Source organism: Rhizobium sp. Leaf371, from assembly GCF_001424045.1.
Lineage (GTDB): Bacteria > Pseudomonadota > Alphaproteobacteria > Rhizobiales > Rhizobiaceae > Ferranicluibacter.
In genome coordinates this window covers 206,323-232,482 of record NZ_LMQB01000003.1, presented here as the reverse complement: position 1 = coordinate 232,482, position 26,160 = coordinate 206,323, and the positions used below count along the sequence as shown (strand labels likewise).

General features: G+C 66.7%; 22 protein-coding genes. 5 read left to right on the top strand and 17 right to left on the bottom strand.

The annotated features are described in order from the left end of the window. Window positions 1-106 precede the first annotated feature (106 nt). The 15 genes from ASG39_RS06455 to ASG39_RS06385 all read right to left on the bottom strand — a co-directional run bounded on the left by ASG39_RS06455 (window position 107) and on the right by ASG39_RS06385 (window position 18,297). A complete protein-coding gene (locus ASG39_RS06455; RefSeq protein ID WP_062594073.1) occupies window positions 107-1,222 on the bottom strand; it encodes an LLM class flavin-dependent oxidoreductase in 1,116 nt (371 codons plus the stop codon). A gap of 138 nt (window positions 1,223-1,360) precedes the next feature. Further along, complete coding sequence (locus ASG39_RS06450) at window positions 1,361-2,467, bottom strand: LLM class flavin-dependent oxidoreductase (RefSeq protein WP_062594071.1); 1,107 nt, start codon at window positions 2,465-2,467, stop codon at window positions 1,361-1,363. Further along, complete coding sequence (locus ASG39_RS06445) at window positions 2,464-4,200, bottom strand: ABC transporter ATP-binding protein (protein ID WP_062594069.1); 1,737 nt, start codon at window positions 4,198-4,200, stop codon at window positions 2,464-2,466. The genes ASG39_RS06450 and ASG39_RS06445 overlap by 4 nt, the downstream gene beginning before the upstream one ends. Further along, window positions 4,179-5,024, bottom strand: coding sequence for an ABC transporter permease (locus tag ASG39_RS06440; protein ID WP_062594067.1), 846 nt, complete (start codon window positions 5,022-5,024; stop codon window positions 4,179-4,181). The genes ASG39_RS06445 and ASG39_RS06440 overlap by 22 nt, the downstream gene beginning before the upstream one ends. After that, window positions 5,021-6,016 carry an ABC transporter permease gene (locus ASG39_RS06435; RefSeq protein WP_062594065.1) on the bottom strand — a complete coding sequence of 332 codons (996 nt, stop codon included), beginning with the start codon at window positions 6,014-6,016 and terminating at the stop codon, window positions 5,021-5,023. Before ASG39_RS06435 ends, ASG39_RS06440 begins: the two co-directional genes overlap by 4 nt. Window positions 6,017-6,041: 25 nt before the next feature. Further along, window positions 6,042-7,721 (bottom strand): ABC transporter substrate-binding protein, encoded by a 1,680-nt coding sequence (locus ASG39_RS06430; protein ID WP_062594063.1) that lies wholly within the window; start codon window positions 7,719-7,721, stop codon window positions 6,042-6,044. A 265-nt stretch (window positions 7,722-7,986) separates the two neighbouring features. After that, on the bottom strand, window positions 7,987-10,338 hold the full coding sequence (locus ASG39_RS06425; RefSeq protein WP_062594061.1) for a molybdopterin guanine dinucleotide-containing S/N-oxide reductase: 2,352 nt from the start codon (window positions 10,336-10,338) through the stop codon (window positions 7,987-7,989). A 28-nt stretch (window positions 10,339-10,366) separates the two neighbouring features. Next, complete coding sequence (locus ASG39_RS06420; RefSeq protein ID WP_062594059.1) at window positions 10,367-11,779, bottom strand: FAD-linked oxidase C-terminal domain-containing protein; 1,413 nt, start codon at window positions 11,777-11,779, stop codon at window positions 10,367-10,369. A gap of 67 nt (window positions 11,780-11,846) precedes the next feature. Beyond that, a complete protein-coding gene (locus tag ASG39_RS06415; protein ID WP_062594056.1) occupies window positions 11,847-12,449 on the bottom strand; it encodes a 2-hydroxychromene-2-carboxylate isomerase in 603 nt (200 codons plus the stop codon). After that, window positions 12,446-13,057, bottom strand: a complete 612-nt coding sequence (locus tag ASG39_RS06410; protein WP_062594054.1) for a TetR/AcrR family transcriptional regulator — start codon at window positions 13,055-13,057, stop codon at window positions 12,446-12,448. Before ASG39_RS06410 ends, ASG39_RS06415 begins: the two co-directional genes overlap by 4 nt. Before the next feature lie 135 nt (window positions 13,058-13,192). Further along, window positions 13,193-13,978, bottom strand: coding sequence for an ABC transporter permease subunit (locus tag ASG39_RS06405; RefSeq protein ID WP_244481153.1), 786 nt, complete (start codon window positions 13,976-13,978; stop codon window positions 13,193-13,195). 104 nt (window positions 13,979-14,082) lie between these two features. Continuing rightward, complete coding sequence (locus tag ASG39_RS06400; protein ID WP_062594050.1) at window positions 14,083-14,874, bottom strand: ABC transporter ATP-binding protein; 792 nt, start codon at window positions 14,872-14,874, stop codon at window positions 14,083-14,085. Between the two features lie 65 nt (window positions 14,875-14,939). Further along, the gene (tauA, locus tag ASG39_RS06395) at window positions 14,940-15,953 is read right to left on the bottom strand and encodes a taurine ABC transporter substrate-binding protein (RefSeq protein ID WP_062594048.1); all 1,014 of its coding nucleotides are present in this window, start codon (window positions 15,951-15,953) and stop codon (window positions 14,940-14,942) included. Window positions 15,954-16,096: 143 nt separating this feature from the next. Continuing rightward, entirely contained in the window at window positions 16,097-16,651 is a 555-nt protein-coding gene (locus ASG39_RS06390) for a flavin reductase family protein (RefSeq protein WP_062594046.1), read from the bottom strand. Window positions 16,652-16,836: 185 nt separating this feature from the next. Then, a complete protein-coding gene (locus tag ASG39_RS06385) occupies window positions 16,837-18,297 on the bottom strand; it encodes an FAD/NAD(P)-binding protein (RefSeq protein WP_062594181.1) in 1,461 nt (486 codons plus the stop codon). 273 nt (window positions 18,298-18,570) lie between these two features. Between ASG39_RS06385 and ASG39_RS06380 the strand changes: the two genes are divergently transcribed. The 5 genes from ASG39_RS06380 (at window position 18,571) to ASG39_RS06360 (ending at window position 23,737) form a co-directional block, all read left to right on the top strand. Then, window positions 18,571-19,551, top strand: coding sequence for an aliphatic sulfonate ABC transporter substrate-binding protein (locus ASG39_RS06380; RefSeq protein WP_062594044.1), 981 nt, complete (start codon window positions 18,571-18,573; stop codon window positions 19,549-19,551). Then, window positions 19,551-20,462 (top strand): ABC transporter permease, encoded by a 912-nt coding sequence (locus ASG39_RS06375; RefSeq protein ID WP_244481151.1) that lies wholly within the window; start codon window positions 19,551-19,553, stop codon window positions 20,460-20,462. The genes ASG39_RS06380 and ASG39_RS06375 overlap by 1 nt, the downstream gene beginning before the upstream one ends. After that, a complete protein-coding gene (locus tag ASG39_RS06370) occupies window positions 20,462-21,253 on the top strand; it encodes an ABC transporter ATP-binding protein (RefSeq protein WP_062594041.1) in 792 nt (263 codons plus the stop codon). Before ASG39_RS06375 ends, ASG39_RS06370 begins: the two co-directional genes overlap by 1 nt. Then, complete coding sequence (ssuD, locus tag ASG39_RS06365) at window positions 21,250-22,419, top strand: FMNH2-dependent alkanesulfonate monooxygenase (RefSeq protein ID WP_062594039.1); 1,170 nt, start codon at window positions 21,250-21,252, stop codon at window positions 22,417-22,419. The genes ASG39_RS06370 and ssuD overlap by 4 nt, the downstream gene beginning before the upstream one ends. Before the next feature lie 112 nt (window positions 22,420-22,531). After that, window positions 22,532-23,737, top strand: coding sequence for an SfnB family sulfur acquisition oxidoreductase (locus ASG39_RS06360; protein WP_062594179.1), 1,206 nt, complete (start codon window positions 22,532-22,534; stop codon window positions 23,735-23,737). A gap of 84 nt (window positions 23,738-23,821) precedes the next feature. Here the strand turns inward: ASG39_RS06360 and ASG39_RS06355 are convergent, their stop codons facing one another. Together ASG39_RS06355 and ASG39_RS06350 are read right to left on the bottom strand one after the other, a co-directional pair. Next, entirely contained in the window at window positions 23,822-25,033 is a 1,212-nt protein-coding gene (locus ASG39_RS06355; RefSeq protein ID WP_062594037.1) for an acyl-CoA dehydrogenase family protein, read from the bottom strand. Between the two features lie 49 nt (window positions 25,034-25,082). Next, window positions 25,083-26,129, bottom strand: coding sequence for a substrate-binding domain-containing protein (locus tag ASG39_RS06350; RefSeq protein ID WP_062594035.1), 1,047 nt, complete (start codon window positions 26,127-26,129; stop codon window positions 25,083-25,085). Window positions 26,130-26,160 lie beyond the last annotated feature (31 nt).

The following is a 26,160-nucleotide window of genomic DNA, read 5'->3' as shown; positions in this document are numbered from 1 at the left end:
CTTTCAGGAAAACATCCGGCAGGCGCATCGGGATCGGAAGGAGAAAGATGCACCTGCGGCGTCGGCAGATCGGGCGCGGGAAGGCGTCCGGTTGCCGCAGCGCGGGTCAAGCTGCAGCCTTCTTGTCCGCGGCGCTGCCAGCCTCTTCCCGGGCGCGGAGACCTTCCCGCACGAGCGGCAGGACGTAGCGGCCATAGTCCACCGCGTCGTTGTAATTGTCATAGCCGCGGATCGAGATTAGATCGGCGCCGAGATCGATGTAGTCGAGAATGGAGTCCGCAATGGTCTGCGGGGAGCCGACGAGAGCCGTGGTCGCACCGCTTGCATTGGTGGCGGTGACGGTGGGGTACCAGAGCGCCCGGTCGTGGACATGGCCGCGCGCGGCGATATCGAGGAGCCGCTGCGAGCCGACATTGGCCGGCGGCGCAGCCGAGACGGGCTTGCGGGACAGCCCCTTTTCACGGTTGGCATTGAGCTGGTCGAGCACCGCATGGGCCTTCACCCAGGCCAGTTCGTCGGTTTCGGCGATGATCGGGCGGAAGGTGACCCAGATGCGCGGCCGGTCCGTCCGGCCGGCCTTGGCGGCCTCCTCGTAGACCCGGTCGATCTGTTGCTTGGTCTCGGCCAGCGGCTCGCCCCAGAGGCCGAAGATGTCGCAGAGCGACCCGCCGATGCGGTAGGCGGCATCCGACGAGCCGCCGAGCGAGATGGGAATATGCCCCTTGGTCGGGCGGACGGCGCTGCGGAACTGCTTGAACTGGTAGTATGTCCCGTCGAAGTCGAAGGGCTCGGTGGCGCTCCAGGCGAGGCGGAGAATGCGGATATACTCCTCCTGCCGCGCATAGCGCTCTTCCTTGTTGAGGAAATCGCCCTCGCGGGCCTGCTCCTCGTCGCTGCCGCCGGCAATGAAGTGGACGACGACACGGCCGCCGCTCAGCTGGTCGAGCGTGGCGAGCGCTTTCGCCGCGACCGTGGGATAGACGGTGTTCGGCCTGAGCGCGACGATGATGTTGATGTTCTTCGTGTGCGCAAGGATCGTCGCGCCGATGGTGAAGGGGTCAAAGGACGACGATGCGTAGGGGACCAGCGTGTAGTTGAAGCCGTAATCATCGAGCGTGCGCGCATAGCGCTGCAGATAGGCGGGATCGATCGGCAGCTCCGGCTGGGGGTGGAGGTCGTTGCTTTCGTTCGGAAAGGTAACGCTGATGAACTCTGCAGGCATGAGGCTGTCTCCTATCGGATATCGGCGCCCACCGGAGGCCGATGATGATGTCAGCCTAGGGTCCGGGATGATGCCAAGGAAGACAGGTCGTTCTATATCTACTTATTCTATAGAAAATATTCCTCAGGATTGCCGGTTTCACCAGGACGGCGACCAGCCGAGGCTCGGGGCGACCGTCGCGGCGAAGTCGGTCAGCACACGCGTGTTCTCGGCAAGGCCGAAGCCGGGCGGCAGGAAGAGGATGATCTCGTCGGCGGCGCTGAGGCCGGGATCGGCGAGGATCGCTGCGATCACCCGGTCCGGCGTGCCATGGAAGACGGGCGAAATCTGCGTTCCCGGCGGCTGGGCGGCAACCGGCGTCAGCGCCCCTTTCGGCCGCGAGGCGGCAATGCCGAGGGTGCGCCGCTCGGCATCGTAGGTGGCGTAGGTTTCGAGGCGGTCCGGCGCGGTTGACGCCAGCACGGAGGCGGCGACCGTGACCGGCGGCGGCTCCGTGCCCCAGAGCGCGCGCCAGCGGGCGCGGAACGCGGCGATGCCCCGCGCCTGATAGGCGCCGAAGGTTTCGCCCGCCTTATGATCGTGCTGGACAGTGCCGCAGACGAGCCCGATGCCGAGGTCTGCCGCCTGCACGGCCGAGGCAAGGCTTGCCGAACACTGTCGGATCCGCGCGGCGAGCGTCGGGCTGTGCGGCGTCACCCGCAGCGCCGTCCCCTCCGGAGCGCCTTCGCCGGGGCCGGCCACCGTGTGCAATACCTCGCCCCGAACGGCGGCCAGGAAACGCGCCTGTCGGCGCTTTGCCTCCGTTCGCGCATCCGATCCGACCGTTCCGAAGAGCGCATCGAACGCGGCGTTGGCGCCGGTCGCGATCGCCAGTTCCAGCCGGCCGTCGAGCAGGAGATCGGTGGTGCCGGCGGCCTCCGCCAGAAGGATCGGGTCCTGATAGCGCATGGGGATGACGGCGGAGCCGAAGGTGATGCGCCGCGCATGCTGTCCGGCGGCGGCAAAGAAGGGCAGCGGCGACGACAGATAATGGTCGAAATGCCGCTGATAGGCCCATCCGGACTGATAGCCCAGCCGCTCCGCCGCCATGTAGAGCGCGATGCCGTCGCGCAGGCCCTGCGCCGGGCCCGCCTCGTCGTTGAAGGCGACGCGGGTGTTGAAGCCGATGCGCGTTTTCGGCCGGAACGTCCCCTTTGAAACAGGTGCCGGATCCCCGGCAAGGGTCGGCGCAGGGGCGGCGGTCATGCGATCTGCTCTTGCCCGATGACCGCTGTCCCGACAACGGCTTGCGGCGCCGGCCGCGGGCTGCGCGTGCGAGCCGGAGCGACCGTGCTCGACGGGATCGAGTGCAGCAGGGCCGCCGTATAAGGGTCCCGCGGGGTCTCGAAGATGTCGCAGACCGTGCCATGCTCGACGATGCGGCCGTGGCGCATGACGGAGACGGTGTGGGCGAGCTGGCGCACCAGCGCGAGATCATGGGAGACGAACACATAGGTCAGCCCGAGCTTTGCCTGAAGCTCGAGCAGCACCGCGACGATATCGGCCTGCACGCTGACATCGAGCGCGGAGGTCGGCTCGTCCAGCACGATCACGTCGGGCCGCAGCACCAGCGACCGGGCAATCGCCACCCGCTGGCGCTGCCCGCCGGAAAGCGCCTGCGGCTTGCGGGTGACCAGATGCGCGCCGAGCCCGACATCGACGAGCGCCGCGCGCACCCATTCGGCCCGCTCTTTCGGCGTTCCGATCCGGAACCGGTCGAGCGGTTCGCGCACCAGACGCTCGACCGTCCAGGTCGGGTCGAGCGAGGTGAACGGGTTCTGGTAGACGAGCTGCAGATGCCGCCAGGCCGCCTGCATCGAGCGGCGCGTGCGCCCGGTGAGCGTCTCGCCCGCGACGCTGATCTCGCCGCTATCGGGCTGCTCAAGCCCCAGCAGCAGCCGGATGGTTGTCGTCTTGCCGGACCCGGACTCGCCGACCAGCGCATGAGTCGTGCCCGGGGACACCGAGAAGGAGACATTGTTGACAGCTGTCAACACCTTGCCGTCCACCTCGAATGTCTTGGTAAGCTTACGGACTGAGATCTTCGGGGTCTGGCCCGGATCGGCAAGGCGACGCAAACCGAGATCGCGCAGCGCCGCATAGCGGTCCGGGTTCAGCGCCGGCACGTCGGCATGCAGCTTGCGGGCATAAGGGGAGGACGGCGCTGCGAAGACCGTGGCCGTGGGGCCTGCCTCCTGCACGCTGCCGTCCTTCAGCACGACGATGCTGTCGGCCCGTTCGGCCGCGATGGCCAGATCATGGGTGATCAGCAGCAGGCTGATGTCGAGGTCCTCCCGGAGGCGGGAGAGGAGGTCGAGAATGTGCTTCTGGATCGTGACGTCGAGGGCCGAGGTCGGCTCGTCCGCAACCAGCAGCAGCGGTCGGGGCAGGACGGCAAGGCCGATCAGCACGCGCTGGAGCATGCCGCCCGAAAGCTGGTGCGGATAGCTGTCGAAGACGCGCCTGGGATTGTCGAGCCCGACCTCCGCGAAGGTTTCGAGGATCCGCTCCCGGGCGATGCGCGGATCGCGCGCGTCGGTCAGCGCAGCGGCCTCCATCGCCTGCGAACCGATGGTGCGCACGGGGTTGAGCGCGTTTCCCGGGTCCTGCGGCACGAAGCCGATGGCCCGCCCGCGCAACGGCCGGAAGCGACGCTCGGAGAGCCCCAGAATGTCCTCGCCGTCGAAGGAGACGCGGCCTTGGACATGGGCCGAACCGGGCAGGAGGCGCAGGACGGTGCGGGCGATGGTGGACTTGCCGGAGCCGGATTCGCCGATGAGCGCGAGGCTCCGGCCGCGACCGAGCGAAAAGCCGACATCGGTGACGACGCGGGTTGCGCCGTAGGAGACGTCGAGGGCCTCGACCTGCAAGAGCGGCGCCGGATGTTCGCCGGCAAGGCTGTGCGGAAAGGCGGCGGTCAGTCTGTCGTGCGGAGCCATCGGCTGATCCTGTTAACGGAGAGGACTGTGGCGATCGTGACGAGCGCGGGGGCGTAAACCAGCCAGGGCCATTTGGGATAATCCTTGCCGATCGAGATCAGCAGGCCCCAGTCGGAGGCGGGCGGCGGGTCGCCGTAGCCGAGAAAGGCAAGGCTGGCGATGACGAGGATCGAGTCCCCGAAATGCAGCACGGCGAGCGGCAGGACCGAGCGCGAGGCGTTGGGCAGAACATGGCGTGCCAGGATATGCCAGCGCGAGCCGCCCGAGAGGAACGAGGCCTCCACGAAGGTCGCCTCCCGCGTCTTGATCACCTCCGAGCGCATGACGCGGGCAAAGACCGCGACGGCGGAGACGCCGGTGGCGATCGCCGCATTGATCGTGTCGAAGCCGATGGCGGTGACGACGATGACCGCGAGCAGGAATTTCGGGATCGCCAGCAGCACATCCACGAATCGGGCGAGCACCGTATCGACCCAGCCACCGAGAAAGCCCGCGACCAGCCCGATGAGCCCGCCGGCGAGCACGCCGATGACGACGGCGATGAGCGCGCTGGTGACGGAGGAGGCACTGCCGAAGACGACGCGGGCAAAGACGTCGCGGCCGAGATGATCGGTCCCGAACCAGTGGGCAAGGCTCGGGCCCAGCAGCTTGTCGGCCGGCACGCCAGCGACCGGATCGTGACCGGTGAAGAGGCCGGGCGCGAGCGACCAGGCAATGACCAGCGCGACGAAGACGAGCGCCGCCGCGACGGGAAGCGGCGGCAGCGCCGGCCGGCGGCGTGGCGGCGCCAGACGGGCGGCCGCGGCGGTGGAGAGAAGCGTCATGGGGCTGTTGCTCCCGCAGGCTTGGGGGCGGATGTGCGCGGGGTTCTCGCCCCCAGCAGCTTCACGCGCGGATCGAGCAGGGGATAGACGAGATCGGCGATCAGGTTGGACAGCACGAAGACGACGGCTGCCAGCGACACCACGGCCTGGAGCACGGGCAGGTCCTGCGTGCTGACCGAGCGCTGCACGAGGCTGCCGATGCCGGTGCGGCCGAAGACCGTTTCGGTGATCAGCGATCCGCCGAGCAGCTCGCCGATGGTGAGCGCGATGACGGTGACGACGGGCAGCGAAGAGGGCTTCAGGAGATGGCGGGTGAACAGGCGGAAAGGCGGCAGCCCGCGTCCGCGCGCGACCGCGATGTAATCCTGCCCCGCTTCATGATCGAGGCTTGCGATCAGCACCTCGGCGATCTGGGCCGAGATGGGAATGGCGAGCGTGATCGCCGCAAAGAAGGTCGCCCAGGCGCTGTCCGGATTGATGACCCGGAAGAGGCCGAGCTGAAACCCGAAGAGATGGATCAGCACGAGCCCGATGACGAAATTGGGCACCGACAGGAACAAGGACGGGAAGGCGCGCAGCAGGCCCTGGCCGTAGCGCTTGGGCACGACCTGCGTGCCATAGGCGATGACCACCGCCAGCACCACCGCCAGAAAGAGCGCAGAAGTGGCGAGGATGAGGGTCGAGGGCAGCACCTCGGCGATCATCGTGGTCACCGGCCGGCTGGAGCGCATGGAGAGGCCGAGATCGCCGGTGAGAAAGCCCGAGAGCGACGACCAGAGCTGCACCAGCACCGGCCTGTCGAGGCCCTGCGCCGCAACGATCTGCGCGATCTCCTCCTCGGTGAAGCCGTTCTGGGGATTGCGCAGCACGCTGGTGATCGGGTCGCCGGGCAGGATGCTGACGACCACGAAGGTGAAGACATAGGCCAGCAGGATGACGACGGCCGCCTGCGCCAGCCGCTTGGCGGCATAGGTCGGATAGGCGCCGTTCATCGCCTGCCTCCTGCGTGGCGTGCCGTCATTGCCCGACCTCGCTCTTGGTCGCGGTGTAGTAACTGGCATAGGCGACGCCATTGTAGGCCTCGCCCTTCAGGGCCGGCGACTGGACGTAGACGCGCTGGACGATCTGGGTGCGGGGAATGAAATAGCCCTGTTCCAGCACGTATGTCTGCAGCGTATCGAGGAGGGGCAGGCGAGCCTCGATCGTGCCGGCGCTGGCGATCCTGTCGCGCAGATCGTTGATGGTCTGATCCCGATCGTCGAGCGCGAACCAGTTCTCGCCATTGTTGGCATTGGTCAGGATGCCCGCCACGGTGCCCGCATCGATGAAGCTGCGCGTCACCTCGTAGGCCGGGACGGCCGCGCCGCCGAATTTCACCTTCTCGCCATAGGTCACCACGTCGAAGGCGCGGATCGCGACCTTCCAGCCGATCTTGCCGAGCTGCTGGGCGATCAGCTCGTCCACGGATTTGGACGTCGCGAGATAGGGGTTGGAATGGAGCGTCAGCAGCAAAGGCTTGCCGTCCTTGACGCGCACGCCGTCCGCGCCCTTCACCCAGCCGGCTTCGTCGAGCAGCCTCTCGGCCTTTTCGGGATTGTAGGCCAAGAGATCGCCGTGATCGGTCGCGCCGGGCACGTTGCTCTGGATGAACGAGGTCGCGAGCTTCCAGTCGGGCGTATAGACCGTGTCGATGATTTCCTGCCGGTTGATGCCGGCCTGCAAGGCCTGGCGCACCTTCAGGTCGTCATAGGGCGCAAGCTTGGTGTTGACGGCGAGGCCGTTGACGAAGCCGAGATAGCGCGGCGTGGCGACCGTGAAGCCTTCGTCCTTCAGCGACGACAGTTCCTGGGGCGAGGCGTTGTAGGCGACATCGGCCTGCCCGGACTGGACGGAGGCGACGCGCAGCGACGGCTCGGAGACGAGCTTGTAGGTAATGGTATCGAGGAAGGCCGGACCGGTGTGGCCGACCGCAGCCGGCCCCCAGTTGTAATCCTTGCGCTTGGTCAGCGTGACATGGTCGCCTTCCTTCCAGGATTCGACCACATAGGGGCCGCTGCCGAAGGTTTTCGAAAGATCCGCCTGTTCGGAAGCCGGCTGGGCAAGCGTCTTCGGCGAGATCAGGATGGAGCCGTGATAGCCGAGCGTCGGAATGAAGCCGAGCGTCGGCTTCTTGAAGGACACTTTCACGGTCGCCGCATCCACCGCCTCGGCGCGATCGTAGGTTTTTGGGAAAAGGCCGATCGGGTTGATGCCGTCCTGCTTGCGGCCGGCATACCAGATGTCGAGATTGGCGACGACCGCGGCCGCATCGAGCGGCGTGCCGTCCGAGAAGGTGACGCCCGGCTTCAGGTGCAGCGTGAACTGCGTGGCATCGCCGTTCTGCTCCCAGCGCTCGGCGATCCAGGGGCTGACCTTGCCCTCCGCGTCGACATAAAGAAGCTTGTCGGCCACATGGCCCCAGATATGACCCTGGAAGCTGGAGATGGCGCTGTTGTTGGGGATCCAGGTATCGCCGAGCGAGTCGATGAGGAAAGTGATATCGCCGCCCTCCTTCTTCGCGTCATCGGCAAGCGTCGCGGTGGGTCCGGCAAGCGTCGCAAGAAGCGCGAGCGCCGTGACGGCGGATGTGGCGCGCAGCAGGCGGCGGCGGGACTGGGAGAAGGGCGTGCGGGAAGGCAGGGAGACGCGGTCGGTCATGCGGGTTTCCTGAAAAAGGTTCGGGTTCTCGTGATCCGCGGGCCCTCGTCGGCGCGCGCGGCCTATCGATCATTTGCTGGCTAAGCGTGTGTGGCCGGACAACAGGTTCGGCCGGGGTCCGGGCAGCAGGCCTTCGTCTGCGCGGTGGGGCCAAATCTCGGGATCGCGGGAGAAGATGTCGTCGGGGTCACGGTTGTCGGCTCTCGTTTCTGAAGCCCAGACTAGGGGCCACGGCGCGAAATGAGAAAGACCAGTTGTTCTTATTCTATCGAATTAATAGATTATTTTGGTCGGGTTTCGGCGCGGCGAGGATCGCTGTTTCAGCGCGCGCAAACCGCATCGGCTCGAAAATCCGCACCGGCGGCGGGGTGCCGGCAAAGCGGGTGGCCTCGACGCGGGTCAACTGACCCGTGCAGCCCTGCGCCAGTTGCGAGGTGCCGATGTCGCGGGTGAGGATATTGGGATTGCCGTGGAGGCAGGTGGCGTTGTCCGCGGCGGGATCGTGCGGCTCGAACCAGGCGCCGGTGGACAGCTGCATCACGCCGGGACGCAGGGTGTCGCTGAGCACGGCAGCGGCAAGGCAGCTGCCGCGGGCGTTGGAGAGGCGCACCACGTCGCCATCCGCAATGCCGCGCGCGGCGGCATCCGTCGGGTGGATGCGCAGGGCTTCGCGGCCGTCGATCTTGGCCGCGCGGCTGAACGCGCCGTAGTCGAGCTGGCTGTGCAGGCGCTGGTGCGGCTGGTTGCAGACGAGGTAGAGTGGCGCGGGGTCGGCGCCCTCGGGCTCGGCATGCGGCGGATACCAGCGGGGATGGCCGCGGCAATCGTCGTAACCGAAGCTCTCGATGACATCCGAAAAGATCTCGATCTTCCCCGATGGCGTGGCGAGCGGGAAGGCGTCCGGATCTTGCCGGAACGCGCGGGCCGGGCCGCCCGTGTCCGGCGCGACGGGCAGGCGCAGCTCGCCGCGGGTCCAGAAGGTCTCGAAATCGGGCGCGTCATGGCCGCCTTCGGCCAGCGCCTTGCGTGTCCGCTCGTAGAGCAAAGCCAGCCAGTCGCGGGCGCTGCGGTTTTCGGTGAAGACGTCGGCCGTGCCGAGCAGGCGGGCAAGGCCGGAGAAGATGGCATAGTCGTCGCGCGCCTCGCCCACCGGGGCGATCAGCGGCTTCATGGCGATCATCAACGGATCGCCCGAGGCTGCGCCGATATCCTCGCGCTCGAGCGTCGTCGTTGCCGGCAGCACGATATCGGCATGACGGGCCGATGAGGTCCACGCGGTCTCGTGCACGATGACGGTGTCCGGCCGGCGGAAGGCGGCGCGCAGGCGGTTGAGATCCTGGTGATGGTGGAAGGGGTTGCCGCCCGCCCAGTAGACGAGCCGGATATCGGGATAGCGCAGCACCTGCCCGTCATAGGCGTAGCAAAGACCCGGCTGGAGCAGCATGTCGGCAATGCGGGCGACGGGGATGAAATCGGCGACCGGATTGCGGAACTGGTCGAGCGTCGGCAGGGGCACGGCGAGATCGTGTTTTCCGGTGTTGCCGAGCGCGCCGAGCGAATAGGCGTAACCGCCGCCGTCGAGGCCCATCTGGCCGAGCATGGCGGCGAGAACGATGCCCATCCAGACCGGCTGTTCGCCATGGTCGGCACGCTGGAGCGAATGGCTGACGGTGACGAGCGTTCGGGCGCGCGCCATGTCGCGGGCGAGCGTGCGGATCGTCTCCGCCGGAATGCCGCAGAGGGCGGAGGCCCAGTCGGCCGTTTTCGGGATGCCGTCGGAAGCGCCGGTGAGGTAGGCCTCGAACCGCTCAGAGCCGACCGTGTAGCGATCGAGAAAGGCGCGGTCGTGCAGCGTCTCTGCGACGAGACCGTGGGCGATGCCCAGCATCAGCGCGACGTCCGTTCCCGGCGTGATCGACAGCCATTCGCCGTTGGCCTCTGCCGGGAAATCGTCTCGCAACGGGCTGACGAGGATGAAACGGCAGCCGCGCGCGCTGGCACTGGCGATCCTGTCGCGCACGATATGCGCGCTGTTGCCGCCGCCATGCACATCCGCATTCTTGATCGCCATGCCGCCGAAGGCGACCACCATCTCGGCGCTGCGCGCGATGGCATCCCAGGTCACGCTCTTGCGCTCCACATGATCATAGGGCCCGAGCACATGCGGCATGATGACCATGGCCGCGCCGGAGCTGTAGGTGTTGACCGACCGGACATAGCCGCCAAGCGTGTTCAGGAACCGGTGGACCTGGCTCTGCGCATGGTGGAAGCGCCCGGCGCTCGCCCATCCATAAGACCCGCCGAACACGGCCTGCGGGCCATGCGTGTCGTAGACCCGGCGGAGCTCGCCTGCGACCAGCGCCAGCGCCTCGTCCCATTCCACCTCCACGAAATCATCCGCCCCACGCTTGCGCGCGGCGCCGGGTCCGTGCTCCAGCCAGCCGCGGCGCACGGCCGGGCGGCGGATGCGCATGGGGCTGTCGGCACTGGCAGGCAGGTTTCCGAGAAGCGGCGACGGGTGCGGATCGCCGGCATGCGGACGGATCTCAAGCGTGCCATCCCGCAGCCGGCCGGAAAAGGCACCCCAGTGGGAGCTGTGTGGCTGGAACGGCGTCATGATCTGGGTCCTTTTCCGGATGGGCCTTTCACGAAGGGGAGGCGAAGGCGTCGTCGGGCAGGATCTTGCCGGGGTTCATGATGCCGAGCGGGTCGATGGCCGCCTTGATGACGCCCATGAGATCGACGGCGGCCCCGTGCTCCCGCCTGAGATAGCCGATCTTGCCGGTGCCGACGCCGTGCTCGCCGGTGGAGGTGCCGCCGACGGCGATCGCATGGTGCACCATGGCCTTGTTGATGGCGGCGACTTCGGCGAGCTCGGCCGTGTTCTGCGGATCGACGGCGAAGACGACATGATAGTTGCCATCGCCGACATGGCCGAGGATGGCGGCGGGCACGCTGCAGGTCTTCAGAAGCGCGCGCGTCATAAGGATGCAGCCGGCAAGCTCCGACACCGGCACGCAGACATCCGACGACCAGCCCTTGGCGTTCCGGCGCTGGGAGACGACGGCGTAGAACGCGTTGTGCCGCGCTTTCCACAGGCGGTTTCGCGCCTCCGGTGTGCTGGCGAAGGCGAAGTCGCGCCCGCCATTGTCCGCGACGATGGCGCCGACCATCTCCACCTGCTCGGCCACGGCCGCCGGCGCGCCGTGGAACTCGAAGGCGAGCGTATCCGCGACGTCGAGTGTAAGCGATGAGTAACGGTTGACGGCGTCGATCAGGCCGCGATCCATCAGCTCCATGCGGGCAACGGGAATGCCGAGCTGCACCACGGCGATGGCCGTCGCCACCGCCTGCTCGACGCTGGCAAAGGAGCAGAGCGCCGCCGAGATCGTTTCCGGCACGCCATAAAGCCGCAGCGTGACCTCGGTGATGATGCCGAGCGTGCCCTCCGAGCCGACGAAGAGCCGGGTGAGATCGTAACCGGCCGAGGATTTGCGGGCGCGGCCGCCTGTACGGATGATCTCGCCGCTCGGAAGCACGGCCGTCAGCGACAGCACGTTCTCGCGCATGGTGCCGTAGCGCACCGCATTGGTGCCCGAGGCGCGGGTGGCCGTCATGCCGCCGATCGAGGCATTGGCGCCGGGATCGATCGGGAAGAACAGGCCGGTATCGCGCAGATGGGCATTCAGCTGCTCGCGTGTGACGCCCGCCTCGACCGTGCAGTCCAGATCCTCCGCACCGATCCGCAGGATCTTCGTCATGCGCGAGAGATCGATGCTGACGCCGCCGTGCAGCGCCGAGAGATGACCTTCGAGCGAGGTGCCGGTGCCATAGGGAATGACCGGCACGCCGGCCTGCGCGCAGAGCCGGACGATGTCGGCCACCTCTTGCGTGGTCTCGGCAAAGACCACCGCATCCGGGATGGCCGGCGCATGGTGCGACTCGCCGCGCCCGTGCTGCTCGCGCAGGGCTTCGGATGTGGAAAGCCGATCGCTGAACCGTGCTCTCAACCCGTCGAGAAGCGCGGCCGGGAGCGCATTTGCGGAGGCGGGCTGCATGGCGAGGGCGGATATTGGGGACATGATGGACTCCGGAAACAGGGGATCGACGGCGGCCGGCCCGCGATCAGGCGATCGGCGTTTCGCCGTTCAGGTGGCGTTCGAGAAAGGGGAGGCTGTCCTGGCCCCAATAGAGTTCGTTGTCGAAGCGGTAGGTCGGCAGGCCGAAGACGCCGGCGGCGGCGGCGATCTGCCGGTTGGATGCCCAGATGTCGTGGATCGCCCGCGACTGCGCCAGCGCTTCGAGGGCCGCGCCATCGAGGCCCGCGGCCTCCGCGACGGCGATGCGCACCTCGGGGTTGCCGATGTCGGCGGCACGGCTCCAGAAGGCCTCCTGCAAGGCTGCGGTGAGACCCAGCCAGTCCCTGCCGGTCTCGACGGCGGCCAGCACGAGAAAGCCGGCCGGGGTCGGATCGGAGAGGGCGGCACGGTTCTCGAAGGTCAGCGTCCTGCCGCGATGGGCCGCCCAGCGCTTCAGGTCCTTGAGCCAGTAGGTCCGGCGCGGCTCGGGCCGGTTGCGCGAATAGATGCCGCCATTGTCCTCGATCACGGGGATGAGATAAGGGCGGATGGTCGCGCCATGGCGTTCCGTGAGCGTGCGAAACGGTTCGAGCCCGATGAAGGCGAAAGGGGAGCCGATGCCGAAGAAATAATCGATGGTTTTCGTCATGCGCTTTTTCTTTCAGGAAGGGACCCGGCCGGACGATATCCGGCCCGGAGAGATTGGGATATCGCGGCGTCGCAGACGAGGAGCGCACAGTCGCAGGCCACCAGCACGGCCTGCGGATCGCGTCCGACGGCGACCGTCGACAGGGCGCCCTCGTAGAGAAGGGCAAGGTGGGCGGCGGCCCGATCCGGCATGTCCGTGACGGTGGCGAGCACCCGGCGGAAGACGTCGCCGACGGCGGCCTTGTGGGTGCGTGCGATCGTCGTGACGCGTTCGGAATCGCCGTGTTCGGCGACGGCAAGGGCGAAGGCGCAGCCCCGGAATTCCGGGCTGTCGGCCTTGTCGTACAGACGCCGAAAGATCGCCTCGACCTGATCGCGCGCCGGACCGACCGTGGCGAGCACATCCTGCAGCGACCGCAGCACGCGCTCGTGCCGGTCCTGCAAATAGGCGGCAACCAGATGGTCCTTCGAGGGAAAATGCCGGTAGAGCGTCGCCTTGGCGACATTGGCTTCCACGACGATACGATCGATGCCGACGGCCCGAATGCCGTCCCGATAGAAGAGCGTGCCGGCGGAGGCGAGGATCTGGTGGGCAACGGATGGTTTCATGCTGATGCCTTCTGGTGCCCTTCTGTTGCGCCTGGGGTTCCGGCCCGATCCGAGCGCGCCTGCCTTAGAAGACAGACACGTCTTTGTTGTAAGTAACGGCTTACGTCAGAGTGATGCCTTTTCGGCCGGAACGCTTCAGGTGCGGCCCTTCCATGGCACGAGCGCGGTTTCCACCAGCCTGACGATCGCGGCGGAGGAGAAGGCGCAGGCGGCTATGATGAAGATGCCGACGAAGACGACGTCGGTGGCGAGAAACTGCGCGGCGGACATGATCATGAAGCCGATGCCGCGCGTCGAGGCGATCAGCTCGGCGGCCACCAGCGTGCCCCAGCCGATGCCGAGCGCGATGCGGATGCCGGTCAGGATTTCCGGCAGCGCGGAGGGGAAGACGATGTCGGTGAAGAGCTGGAAGCGGCTCGCCCCCAGCGATCGCGCCGCATTGATGCGTTCGATCGGCAGCGCCCGCACGCCGGCCTGCGCCGACAGGCAGATGGGCGCGAACATGGCGAGCGTCAGCAGCGTGATCTTCGACGTCTCGCCGATGCCGAGCCAGATGATCATCAGCGGCAGATAGGACAAAGGCGGCAGGGGCCAGTAGAACTCGATCGGCGTGTCGAGCACGCCCTTGGCGACGCGGCTGACGCCCATCAGCAGGCCGACGGGAATGGCAAGGCCGATGGCGATGGCGGCCGCCGTGAGGATGCGGAACAGGCTGGCGAACAGGTGCTCGCCGAGCGACGCGCCCGCGTAGCCATCCCGATAGATGTTGGCGAACTGCGTGACGACTTCGGCCGGCGCCGGCAGGAAGAGGGGGGAAACGAGGCCGAACCGCGACGTCGCCCACCAGGCAAGCAGAATGGCCACGGCGGTGACGAGACTGATGACGGCTGTCGGGCGACCCGCGATGCCGAAGCTGGTCATCTCCACCGTCCGGACGGGACGCGCGACGGAGGGCGCCCGGGCAGGGGTGCCGGTCTGCGCGTGGACCTGGTCGGCGCGAAGGACGATGGATTGGGTGATCTCGCTCATGCGGCGTCTCTCTTCACAGTGTCCGTGGCGTGGAGCATGGCGCGGATCTCCTCGCGCAATTCGGCGAATTCCGGCGCGGTCTTGACCGCGCGGGCGTCTCTGCTTTCGGCGAACTGGCGCATGAACGGCGGATCGAACCGCCCGACGATGCGGCCGGGGCGGGGAGACATGACCAGCACCTGCGTGCCGAGGAACAGGGCCTCTTCGATGGAATGGGTGATGAAGAAGATGCGCTTGCCGGTGCGCTTCCAGACCGACACCAGCAGTTCCTGCATCTGCTCACGCGTCAGGCTGTCGAGCGCGCCGAAGGGCTCGTCCATCAGGAGGATATCCGGCTCGGGGGCGAGCGCCCGGGCGATGCCGACGCGCTGGCGCATGCCACCCGACAGCTCGTAAGGGTAGGCAGCCGAAAAATCGGCGAGACCGACGAGCTGCAGCAGCGCCTCGACCCTGTCCCGCCGCTCTGCCCGCGACACGCCGGCAAACTTCAGGCCGAGGCCGACATTGTCGGCGATCGTCTTCCAGGGCAGCAGCGTGTCCTTCTGGAAAACCACGCCGCGGTCTGCTCCCGGGCCCGAGATCGGTCGGCCGTCGAGCGCGATCGTGCCCTCCGACAGAGGCAGGAAGCCGGCAATCGCGTTCAGAATGGTGGACTTGCCGCAACCGGACGCGCCGAGCGCCACGACGAAACCACTGTCGGGGATGTCGATGGACACGCGGTCCAGCGCCTGGACGGTTCGGCCGTCGCGCGTGGCGAAATAGACGCTGGCCTGGTCGACTGTGAGCATAGGGGTCATCTCATGCAGAGGACGCCAGCGCAGATGCGCCGGCGTCCGAGGTTGGAAGGTTGCGGTCAGTTGCTCGGGCTGGTCAGTGCGTCCGGCGTGACGAACGCGGCGTAACTCGGGAGGACCTGCGAGACCTTGCCCTGGTCCTTCAGGAACTGCGCTGTATCCTTGAGGATCTTCGCCGCACCCGATGCTTCGCCGCCGCCGAGCCAGGCGGCCGATGCCTGCGCGTCCGGCGTCAGAAGGTTGAGGTTCTTCAGCGCTGCCGCATGTTGCTCCGGCGTACCGCCGAGGATCTTGGCGAGCGCCTTCGTGTTGTCGCTCCCCGGTGCCCAGGCTTCCTTGTCGGCTGCAAAGGAGGCGTAATATGTGTTGATCACGCCGGCGTAGTCGCGCAGGAATTTTGGGTTTTCAGAGGCGAACTCCGAAGCCGCGACCCAGGCCGAGAAGGTCGGCGCGCCGCGTTCGGCCACGTCCTTGGAGGTGATCAGCACCTTGCCGTTCTTCTTCAGCTCGGTCAGCGCCGGATCCCAGACGAAGCCGCCATCAATATCGCCGCGCGTGTAGCTGGCGACGATCTCCGGCTGCGGAATGGCGAAGACCTGCACGTCTTTTTCGCTCAGGCCCAACGACTTGATGAGAGCGAGCAGCTGGTAGTGGTCCGTCGAGACGGGCGCGGCAGCGAGCTTCTTGCCCTTGAGATCCTGAAGGCTTTCGATACCCGAGCCGTTGCGCACGACAAGCGCCTCGTCGATGCCGGAGATGGACGAGAGGTAGAAGGCCTTGACGTCGAGGCCGCGCGAGGTGGCGGCGGCAAACGGGCTGGAGCCGACATAGCCGACCTGGACATCGCCGGAAGCGATAGCGGCGAAGATCTCGGCGCCGGAATTGAACCTGCGGAAATCGATGTCGTAGCCGGTCGCCTTGGCGAAATCGCCATTGGCGATGGCGACCGAGGACGGCAACGCGTCCGTCTGATAACCGACGACGACCTTCTTGTCCGCCGCCTGCGCAATCGATGCGATGGAAACGCTTGCGAGACCGACCGCGACCGCCGCGAGGAATGATGTGAATTTCATGCTTGCCCCCTTCACGCGAAAGCCCTCTTCCGCGCTTCTCTGATACCCCCGGAGGATGACGGAGCCGGGCGGGTAGCGACAGCAACAAACTACCAATTATATAGACATTCTTGGCGGCCGTTTCTCTTTGGAAGCGTGCGCTGTTACGTCCGGAACTGCCCGTATCCGCCCTGATGATAGAGCAGGGGTTCGGCGTCCTTCTGCGTGACGGCGAGGACGCGGCCGATGATGATGGCGTGGGTGTGGTGCTCGATCACGTGCTCGACTTCGCAATCGATGGCGGACAGGGCGTCGCGGAGCACGGGCGCGCCGCTGACGAGCGTGGTCCAGTCGGCACCCTCGTAGCGAGCGGGGCCCTTGAGGCCGCCCTTGCCGGCGAACCGGTCGGCAATGTCCTGCTGGTCGCTCGAAAGGATGTTGACGCAGAAGTGGCCGTGGCGCTCGATCACCGGCCAGCTCGAGGAAGAGCGGTTGATGTTGACGATCATCGTCGGCGGATCGACGCTGAGCGCGGTGGCCGACGTGACCGTGGCGCCCGTTCTGTCATCGGTGCCGGCCGTGACGACCGAGACCGTGGCGGCGACGTGCCGCATGGCGCGCTTCAGCTGTTCGGAACCGTCGAACTGGACGACGGACAAAGGCGGCTGGTTGAAGGCACTGGCGCCGTTTGCGAGGGAAGACGTCTTGGAAAGGCTCATGGCACTGTCTTTCGGGAAGGGCCGCGCTCGGTCGGGCGGCCTGTGGCGGGCGTCGGAGATCCTGTCCTGGCTCTGGAGCCAGGCCACCTGTCGACCGGCATCGTAATGTCTAGTGGAATGCTAGACAAAGAAGGGAATGCCCCGATCGGCCATCCCCGGAGAATGATTTTCCGATTTGCGCACGCTCAACGGGCCGCGATCTCTCCGGCATGCGATTGCGTGCGGAGCGTTTCGGCGGCGCGAGCGGCCACGAGCCGTGCGTGTTCGCTGACCTGCGGCAGGCCCATCAACTCGCCGAAACGTCCGCGGGCAAGCGGGCCCGAGATCAGAAGGCTGTCGTCCGGCACGCCCTCGGGGTTGAGCGCCTGGGACTGCGCATCGCAATCGATGCCGAGACCGGTCGGATCGAGGTGGAGATGTCCGGCGGCGTGCAGATCTCGCAGCCAGGCCTGACTGTCGAGGATGCCGCCATGGGCGGGGCCGGTGGTGACGATCACGGCATCGAACAGGGGCTCGACAGGGTCGGCGGAGCCTTTTCGTGTCACGGAAACGCGGATGCGATCGTCCTCGATCGCGGCCTTGCGCACCGAACCGGCGACGATCTCGAGACGACCGGCTGCGATTGCCGCATCCAGCGCCTCTTCGACCTGCGGGGCGATGCGAAAGCGATGAACGTCCCAGAAGACCCGGAGGTGGCGGACGATGCGGCGGCGCTCGGCGACGGGCAGGTTCGGCCAGACATCGGCCGCCTGGGTGCGCACCTGATCGATCACGGCGTGCCATGTGAGGCCCTCGGCCGACGCCGCGCGGATGGCGTCGCGGATGCGTTTGACGAGGTCCCGTGCGGACAAGGGCGGCGGGGAGAGCAGATCGCCAAAGGGCTCCTGTGGAAACGGCGCATGGCCGCGGGAGCGAAGGCCCCGGCGCGAGACCGAGAGGATGCGGCCGCGATGGCCGGAGGCGGCAAGCGACGCGATCACATCGGCTGATGTGAGGCCGTTTCCGACGACGAGAACATCATCGTCCGGGCGGATGGCGGCGAGCGCCTGGGGTTGCGTCGGGTCGGATATGAACCGCGGGTGCGGGCCGAGCGCGTCGACAAGCGCGCGGGGCGGGGCCGGTGGCGGGTGGGTGGTGGCAATGACGACCAGCGCCGCGCTCCAACGTCCGCCGGCGCTGTCCTCTATCTCCCAACCGCCCGGAGCCCTGCGAACAGCCGTGACGGCGGCGCGGATATGGCGCACGGCGCCGCTTTCCAGATAGGGTTTCAGGCTGTCGGCGACATAGGCGCCGAACACGCCGCGCCGCGGAAAGAGGGACCCATCCGGTCGCTCTGCCGCGACGTCATCGGCGGCGGCGTCCGTGCGCGCCAGCCAGGCGGAGAAATGCTCGGGCGCGTCGGGGCGAAGGCTCATGCGGGCCGCGGGCACATTGATGCGGTGCGCCGGATCGGCGGTATCATAGGCAAGGCCGCGGCCGATCTCCGCACGCGGTTCGAAGATGACGATGTCGGTCTGAAAGGCGATGTCGGGATGTCCGGAAAGGTTATAGGCGACCGCCGCCCCGGAAAAGCCGCCGCCGATGATGGCGATGGTTTTGCGGGCGCCGACCTCAGAGACGGCAAGGGGCGCTCCCGCATCAACCATGCCTACGCCAACCGGGCCTACGCCAACCGGGCCTGCTTGAATCGCACCTGCCTGAATCGCCGCGGACAGGCGCACGTCGTTGATCGTCATAAAGGGAACCCGTTCCATCGCATTCGAGAGCTGACAGTCTCGCCTGAAGGGGCGCGTGCCGCAAATGAAGAAATTCTAAGGATTTAGTGGATTATAGAAAGCCATTCCTTCTTTGCGACGAGCGTAATTTCTACCTTCCATCCTTCCCGGCGTAGGGCCGGCTTGATGAGGACGGGTGACGGTATGGCGATGATCGCGCGAAAACTTCTGGCCTTTGGCCTTGCCACGGGCGTGGCGCTTGCCGCGGCCATCACCGGCGCACGTGCGGCCGATGTGACGGAGATCCGCATCGACTGGGCGACCTACAACCCGGTCAGCCTTCTCCTCAAGAAGGAAGGGCTGCTCGAAAAGGCGTTCGAGAAGGACGGGATCAGCATCCGCTGGGTGCAATCGGCCGGCTCCAACAAGGCGCTGGAATATCTGAACGCCGGGTCGATCGATTTCGGATCGACGGCCGGTGCGGCGGCGCTGATCGCCCGCGTGAACGGCAATCCCGTCAAATCCGTCTATGTCTATTCGCGCCCGGAATGGACCGCGCTGGTGACGGGCAAGGATTCACCGATCAAGACCGTTGCCGATCTCAAGGGCAAGACGGTCGCCGTCACGCGGGGCACCGATCCGCATGTGTTTCTGGTGCGGGCGCTCGCCGATGCGGGCCTGACCTCGAAAGACGTGACGTTCGTGCTCCTGCAGCACGCCGATGGGCGGCTCGCGCTCAGCCGTGGCGATGTCGATGCCTGGGCGGGTCTCGATCCGTTGATGGCCGCAGCCGAAGTGGAGGAGGGCGCAAAGCTCTTCTATCGCAAGCCGGAGAACAACAGCTGGGGCGTGCTGAACACCACCGAAACGTTTGCCGCCGAGCATCCGGATATCGTGAAACGGGTTCTCGCAACCTATGAACAGGCGCGCAAGCAGGCGCTGGCCGATCCGGCCGCCCTGAAGGCGGCGCTGATCGAGGCGGCGAAACTGCCCGACGCGGTCATCGATCGTCAGCTGGAGCGCACGGATCTATCGACCTCCCGCATCGGCGACGTCCAGGCGGAGACCATCACCAAGGCAGGGCTTGCGCTTCAGGAAGCGGGCGTTCTTGGCCCCGATGCCGACATCGCCAAGACGGTGGCCGATCTGATCGATCCGAGCTTCAGTCAGGATCTGATCCAATAATGACGATGAATGCGCTCAAGGCAGGGTCCGTGTCGGATGTCGCATCGGGCGCCATCGACGGGCCGTCACGGACAGCAGCCGGATCGGAGGCCCCGGCACGGCCGGTTCGGCCTGCCGGTTTTTCGGGTGGTCAGTGGGGCGGTGCGCTGATCCGCTTCGCCACGGCTGTCGCTCTGCCGGTCGGTGCGTTTCTCCTCTGGGAGATCGCCGTCGACAGCGGTTTGGCGAGCGGTCGGCTCGTGCCGCCGCCGTCGCGCATTCTCACGACGCTGGTCGATCTCTGGACGGCCGGGCAGCTTGTCGATCACATCGTCTCGACCTGTCTGCGCGTGCTGCTCGGCTTTCTCGCAGGCGCTGCCGCCGGTGCGCTGGCCGGCAGCCTGACCGGCTATTTCCGCGTCGCGCATGCGGTCGTCGATCCGACGCTTCAGGCATTGCGGGCCATTCCCTCGATCGCCTGGGTGCCGCTCTTCATTCTCTGGTTCGGCATCTTCGAGACCTCCAAGGTGGTGCTGATCGCGACGGGCGTCTTCTTCCCGGTCTATCTCGGCGTGTCCACGGCCCTGCTGTCGGTCGATCGCAAGATCGTCGAGGTCGGCCGGATCTTTCGCCTGAGCGGTTTCGATCTCGTGCGGCGTATCCTCTTTCCGGCCGTGCTGCCGGCCTTCATCGTGTCGCTGCGGGCGGGCCTCGGGCTCGGATGGATGTTCGTCGTTGCCGCCGAGTTCATGGGCGCCTCCGAAGGTCTCGGCTATCTGCTCGTGGACGGTCAGCAACTGGGCAAGCCCGACCAGATCATGTCGGCGATCCTGATCTTCGCGGTGATCGGCAAGCTGTCGGATGCGCTTCTGGTGCGTGCCACCGCGCCGCTCGTCGCGTGGCAGGACAATTTCAGCCGGGGAGGGTTGTGATGCTGGCGCTGAAGGGACTTGGCAAGACCTATGCCGGTGGCGTGCAGGCACTCGCCGGCTTTACGCTGGATGCACGACCCGGCGAGATCGTGGCCATCATCGGCGGCTCGGGCTGCGGCAAGAGCACGCTTCTGCGGCTGATCGGCGGGCTGGATGCGCCGACCAGCGGCACGGTCAGCATCCATGGCGAAACGGTTCACGAGCCGCATCCGCTGATCAACCTCATCTTCCAGGAGCCGCGTCTCCTGCCCTGGCTCAGCGTCCGGGACAATGTCGGCTTCGGGCTCGCGCATCTGCCGCGCGCGGAGCAGGCCGCGCGGATCGAGGAGGCGCTCTGTCGCGTCAATCTCGAGGCCTATGGCGATCGCCTGCCGAAGGCGCTGTCGGGCGGGCAGGCCCAGCGCGTCGCCATCGCCCGGGCGCTGGTGACCCGGCCGGAGGTCCTGTTGCTCGACGAGCCGTTCTCCGCCCTCGACGCCCTGACGCGGGAAACGCTGCAGCAGCATCTCCTCGATATCTGGGCGCAAACCCGGGCAACGATGATCCTCGTCACCCACGACATCGATGAAGCCGTGTCCCTTGCCCATCGCGTCATCGTCTTGAAGCCGTGGCCCGGCCGAATCCTCGACGACATCAAAATCGCCCATCCGCACCAGCGGAGCGGCGTTCCTTTCGAGCAGGCGCGCGCCAAGGTGCGCAGCGCGCTTCACCAATCCCTTTCCGTCCCGGCGCCTGCGGATATCCGCACGGCCCGGGCTCAGCATCCATCCGTTCTGGAGACATCGCCATGACTTCCGCGCCCGAAAAGATCAACGTCCTCTGGTTCCTGCCGACCCATGGCGACAGCCGCTATCTCGGCACCACCATCGGCGGCCGCAATGTCGATCTGGCCTATCTCAAGCAGGTCGCGCAGGCAGCGGATTCGCTCGGCTATTACGGCGTGCTCATCCCCACGGGAAAGAGCTGCGAGGACAGCTGGGTGGTCGCGTCCGCGCTGGCGCCGCTGACGGAGAAGCTGAAATACCTAATCGCCGTGCGCCCCGGCCTGCTGTCGCCGACGCTGGCCGCGCGCATGACGGCGACGCTCGACCGGATTTCGGAAGGCCGCGTGCTGATCAATGTCGTCACCGGCGGCGATCCGATCGAGAACAAGGGCGACGGCATCCACTTCGCCCATGCCGAGCGCTACGAGGTGACGGAGGAATTCCTCCACATCTACAAGGCCCTGCTGCAGGGCGAGACGGTCAACCACAAAGGCAAGCATTTCGACATCGAGGACGGGCGCGTCCTGTTCCCGTCCTACCAGACGCCGCATCCGCCGCTCTATTTCGGCGGCTCCTCCGGCATCGGCCAGGAAGTCGCGGCCCGTACCATCGACAAGTACCTGACCTGGGGCGAGCCGCCGGAGGACGTCGCCAAGAAGATCGCCGAGGTTCGGGCGCTCGCCGATCGCGAGGGCCGCGAGGTGACCTTCGGCATCCGCCTGCACGTCATCGTGCGCGAGACGGCCGAAGCGGCCTGGCGGGCGGCGGACGAGCTCATTCAATATCTCGACGACGATACGATCGCCGCGGCGCAAAAAGTGTTCGAGCGCATGGACTCTGTCGGCCAGAGCCGCATGAGCCGCCTGCATGGCGGACGGCGCGACAAGCTGGAGGTCAGCCCCAATCTCTGGGCCGGCGTCGGCCTCGTGCGCGGCGGCGCCGGCACGGCCCTGGTCGGCGATCCGGACCAGGTGAAGGCACGGATGGAGGAATATCGCGAGATCGGCATCGATACCTTCATCATGTCGGGCTATCCGCATCTCGAGGAAGCCTATCGTTTCGGTGAGCTGGTCCTGCCCAACCTGCCGCTGGCCCATCCCGTCAAGGCGCGCGAAGCCTCCATCAATACGGGGCCGTTCGGAGAAACGATCGCCGGCGATCACCGTCCGGCGCTCAAAATCAGCCAGTCCTGATCCCCTTCCGGAAATTCGATGGCGGGCCGATGGCCCGCCTTTCCCTGCGTCTCGATTGAGGAACCGTGCCATGACGATCCTAGCCATTCACGATCCTGCCGGTCGTGTGACGATGTTTCCGCCTTCCGAGGAGAGCCTTCCGCAGGGCCGGATCGGGAGCGAGGAGGAGGCCCTTGCCGTCGCTGCGGACCTGGCTGCGGATTTCGCCGAGGGCGCTGCCCGGCGCGACGAGGAACGCCTGCTGCCGCATCGCGAACTGGACGCGCTGTCGCGCTCCGGCCTTCTGGCGATCACCGTTCCGCCGGAATACGGCGGGATCGACGTGTCGAATGCCGTGCTGGCGGAGGTGACGGCGATCCTGTCTGCGGCGGATGCGTCGATCGGCCAGATCCCGCAGAACCATTTCTATATTCTGGAGGCCCTGCGCGTCGATGGCGGGGAGGAGCAGAAGCGCTTCTTCTTCGGTCGGGCGCTCGCGGGCGACCGGTTCGGCAACGCCTTGTCGGAACGCGGCACCAAGACGGTCGGGCACTACAACACACGGATCGCGCGCGACGGGCTCGGCTACCGGATCAACGGCCAAAAATTCTATTCGACCGGCGTGCTCTTTGCCGACTGGGTGACCATCTTCGCGCTCGACGAGGAGGAGCACCTGACCATGTCCTTCGTGCCCCGCGGCGCCGAGGGCATCGAGATCATCGACGACTGGGACGGTTTCGGGCAGCGCACCACGGGCAGCGGCACCACCATCCTGAAGAATGTCGCCGTCGGCGCCGATGCGGTCGTGCACCATCATCGCGGGTTCGAGCGCCCGACGACCATCGGCTCGGTCGGCCAGATCATCCATGCCGGCGTCGATCTCGGCATCGCCCGCGCCGCCTTTGCCGATATGGTGACCTTCGTGAAGACGCAGTCGCGCCCCTGGATGCACAGCGGCGTCGAACGCGCCTCCGAAGATCCGCTGACCGTGTCGAAGGTCGGCGAGATCGCCATCCGGATCGAGGCGGCGACGGCGCTGCTCGCCAGCGCCGGGCACAAGGTCGATCTCGCGCAGATCGACCCGACGGAAGACAAGGTGCTGCAAGCTACGCTCGCCGTTGCCGCGGCCAAGGTTCTGACGACGGAGATCGCGCTCGATGCCTCCAGCACCCTGTTCGAGCTGGCGGGCACGTCTTCGACCAAGGTGGCGCTCAATCTCAACCGCCACTGGCGCAACGCCCGCACCCATACGCTGCACGATCCGGTGCGCTGGAAGCACCATGTGGTCGGAAACTACCATCTCAACGGCGTCCTGCCGCCCCGAAGCGGCGCCCTCTGATCCGGTTTCCGTCTCATCGACGCGACAACGAGAAAGGCCCGCTCCCCGGAGGGAACGGGCCTTTCTCGTGTGGCGTTTTCGCCGTCAGCTGTAGAGGCTGACCGTCGGGATCGTGCCGTTCAGGGCGAAATCGCCGACTTCGCGGGCCTTGTAGAACACGGGATCGTGGAGCGTGTGGGTGCGGACGTTGCGCCAGAAGCGGTCGAACCGGTATTTCGATGCCGTGGAGCGGGCGCCGGTCAGTTCGAAGACGCGGGACGTGATGTCGAGCGAGACATGGGTGGCGTGAACCTTGGCCGCATAGGCCTCGGCCGCCGCCGCACCGCGCTCCTCCGCGGTGACGTCATGGCCCTTGGACAAAGCGCGTTCGACGGCGGCGGCGGCGCTGTCGGCGAGGGCGGCGGAAGCCTTCAACGCCGCGGTGAATTCGCCGACGCGCTCGAGGATATAGGGATCGTCCGCCGCCCGCTCGACGTTCGAGGTGACCCAGGGGCGCGTCGTGGTCCGGACGTAGTCGAGCGCGGCGGCCAGCGCCCCCTCTGCTGTGCCGAGATAGAAGTTGACGAAGACCAGCTGGATCAACGGCGTGTTGAAGGTCGGCAGAACCGCGCCCACGGCATCCGGCGCGGCCGGGGGGCCGACGAGATCCTCCGCATAGACCGGGAAATCCCGGAACTCGACGCTGCCGCTGTCCGACAGGCGCTGGCCGATATTGTCCCAGTCGTCATGCGCGATGTAGCCCGGCCGATCGGTCGGCACGGCAAACCCGGCGATCGTGTCGCCGAGGCTGGCATTGGCATTGATGTAGTCGGAGATCCGCGCGGCGGTGGAAAACGACTTGCGGCCGTTCAGAACATAGTCTTTGCCGCGCGGGGTCAGCGTCAGCCCCGGATCGCGCGGGTTGACGGCGGCACCCCAATAGAGATTGCGGGACACCGTTTCGGCCGCCAGCGCCTCCGCCTTTGCCCGGTCCAGATGGGCCCAGCCGATATAGGCGGCGTTGACGAAATGGTAGCCGAGCAACTGCCCGAGCGAACTTTCGCCGCGTGCGAGAATGCGCACCAGCCGCAACCCGTCCACCCAGTCGAGCCCGCCGCCACCGATCCCGACCGGCTGCAGCGCGTTCAGGAGCCCGGCCGCCTTCAGCCTGGCGATCTCCTCCACCGGGGCAAGCCCCGCCTCGTCGAGCGCTGCGGCACGACTGCCGAAATCGGCGGAGAGTTCTGTGGCGCGGGCAAAGAGCGTCTCTCTGGACGCTCCATGGCTCGCGAGGGGGACGACATTGGTCTTGCTCATGCTCAGGTCCTTGAATTCGCGGTTCGGTCGCGTTCGCGCAATGGTCGGGTCAGAACAGCTTGGCCGGGATCCAGTCGGCCTTTGCTGCATCGCTGGCGTTGAAGGCGGGCACCTTGGCGGCGAGCTCCTCGATGGTCTTCACACCGGCTGCGCGCAGCTCGGCCTGCGTCAGAAGCGCCGGCTTGACGACGAGCGTGTGGTCGACGGGCTGGCCGGCGATCTGCAGGGCGGCGGCACGGATCGAGACGGCGCCGACGACGGCGGGGTTCGTTGCGGCCGTCGCCACCCAGGGGCTGCCCTCCTCGGTGATCTCCTGGATATCCGCGGTGGAGACATCCGCCGAATAGATCTTGATCCTGTCGGCGATGCCGAGATCGGTGGCCGCGAGCTTCACGCCGCGGGCGAACTCGTCATAGGGGGCGAAGACGACGGTGATATCGGGGTTCGCCCGCAGGACCGCCTTGGCCTGGTCGGCCGTGGCGATCGCCGTGGTGTCGTTGACCGTGCCGAACCGGGCCTTCTCCACGACACCCTTGTTTTCCGTCCTGAAGCTGTCCCAGACCTCGTTGCGCCGGTCGAGCGGCGCAAAGCCCGCGACATAGACATAGCCGGCCTTGAAGCTGGTGCCGTTCTCTTTCACGGCCTGGTCGAGGGCGAGGCGCGCCAGTTCGTGATCGCTCTGCTCGACCTGCGGGATCTTGGGATTGTCGAGGTTCACGTCGAAGGCGACGACCTTGATCCCCTTGTCCAGAGCCTGCTGCACGACGTCGCCAAGCGATTCCGGCAGGCCGTGATCGATGACGATGCCTTCGACCCCGAGATTGATCGCCTGGAGGATCTGCTCGCGCTGTTCGGCTGCATCCTGCCGGCCCGGAAAGACCCGCAGATCGATGCCGAGCGCATCCGCCTGCGCCTGCGCGCCGGCCTGGTAGGCCTGGAAGAAATCGCCGGCCGAGATATAGCTGACGAGGGCGACCTTGACGCCGCCTTTGTCGAACGGTGCAGGTGCACCGGCAATCCCCCCGGCATGCGCAGCGGGAAGGACGGAAAATGTGAGGAGGGCAGCAGAGGCCACCAGGCGGAAGAAGGATGTCATCGGCAGGGTCCTTTGAGAGCGCGGTCATCGT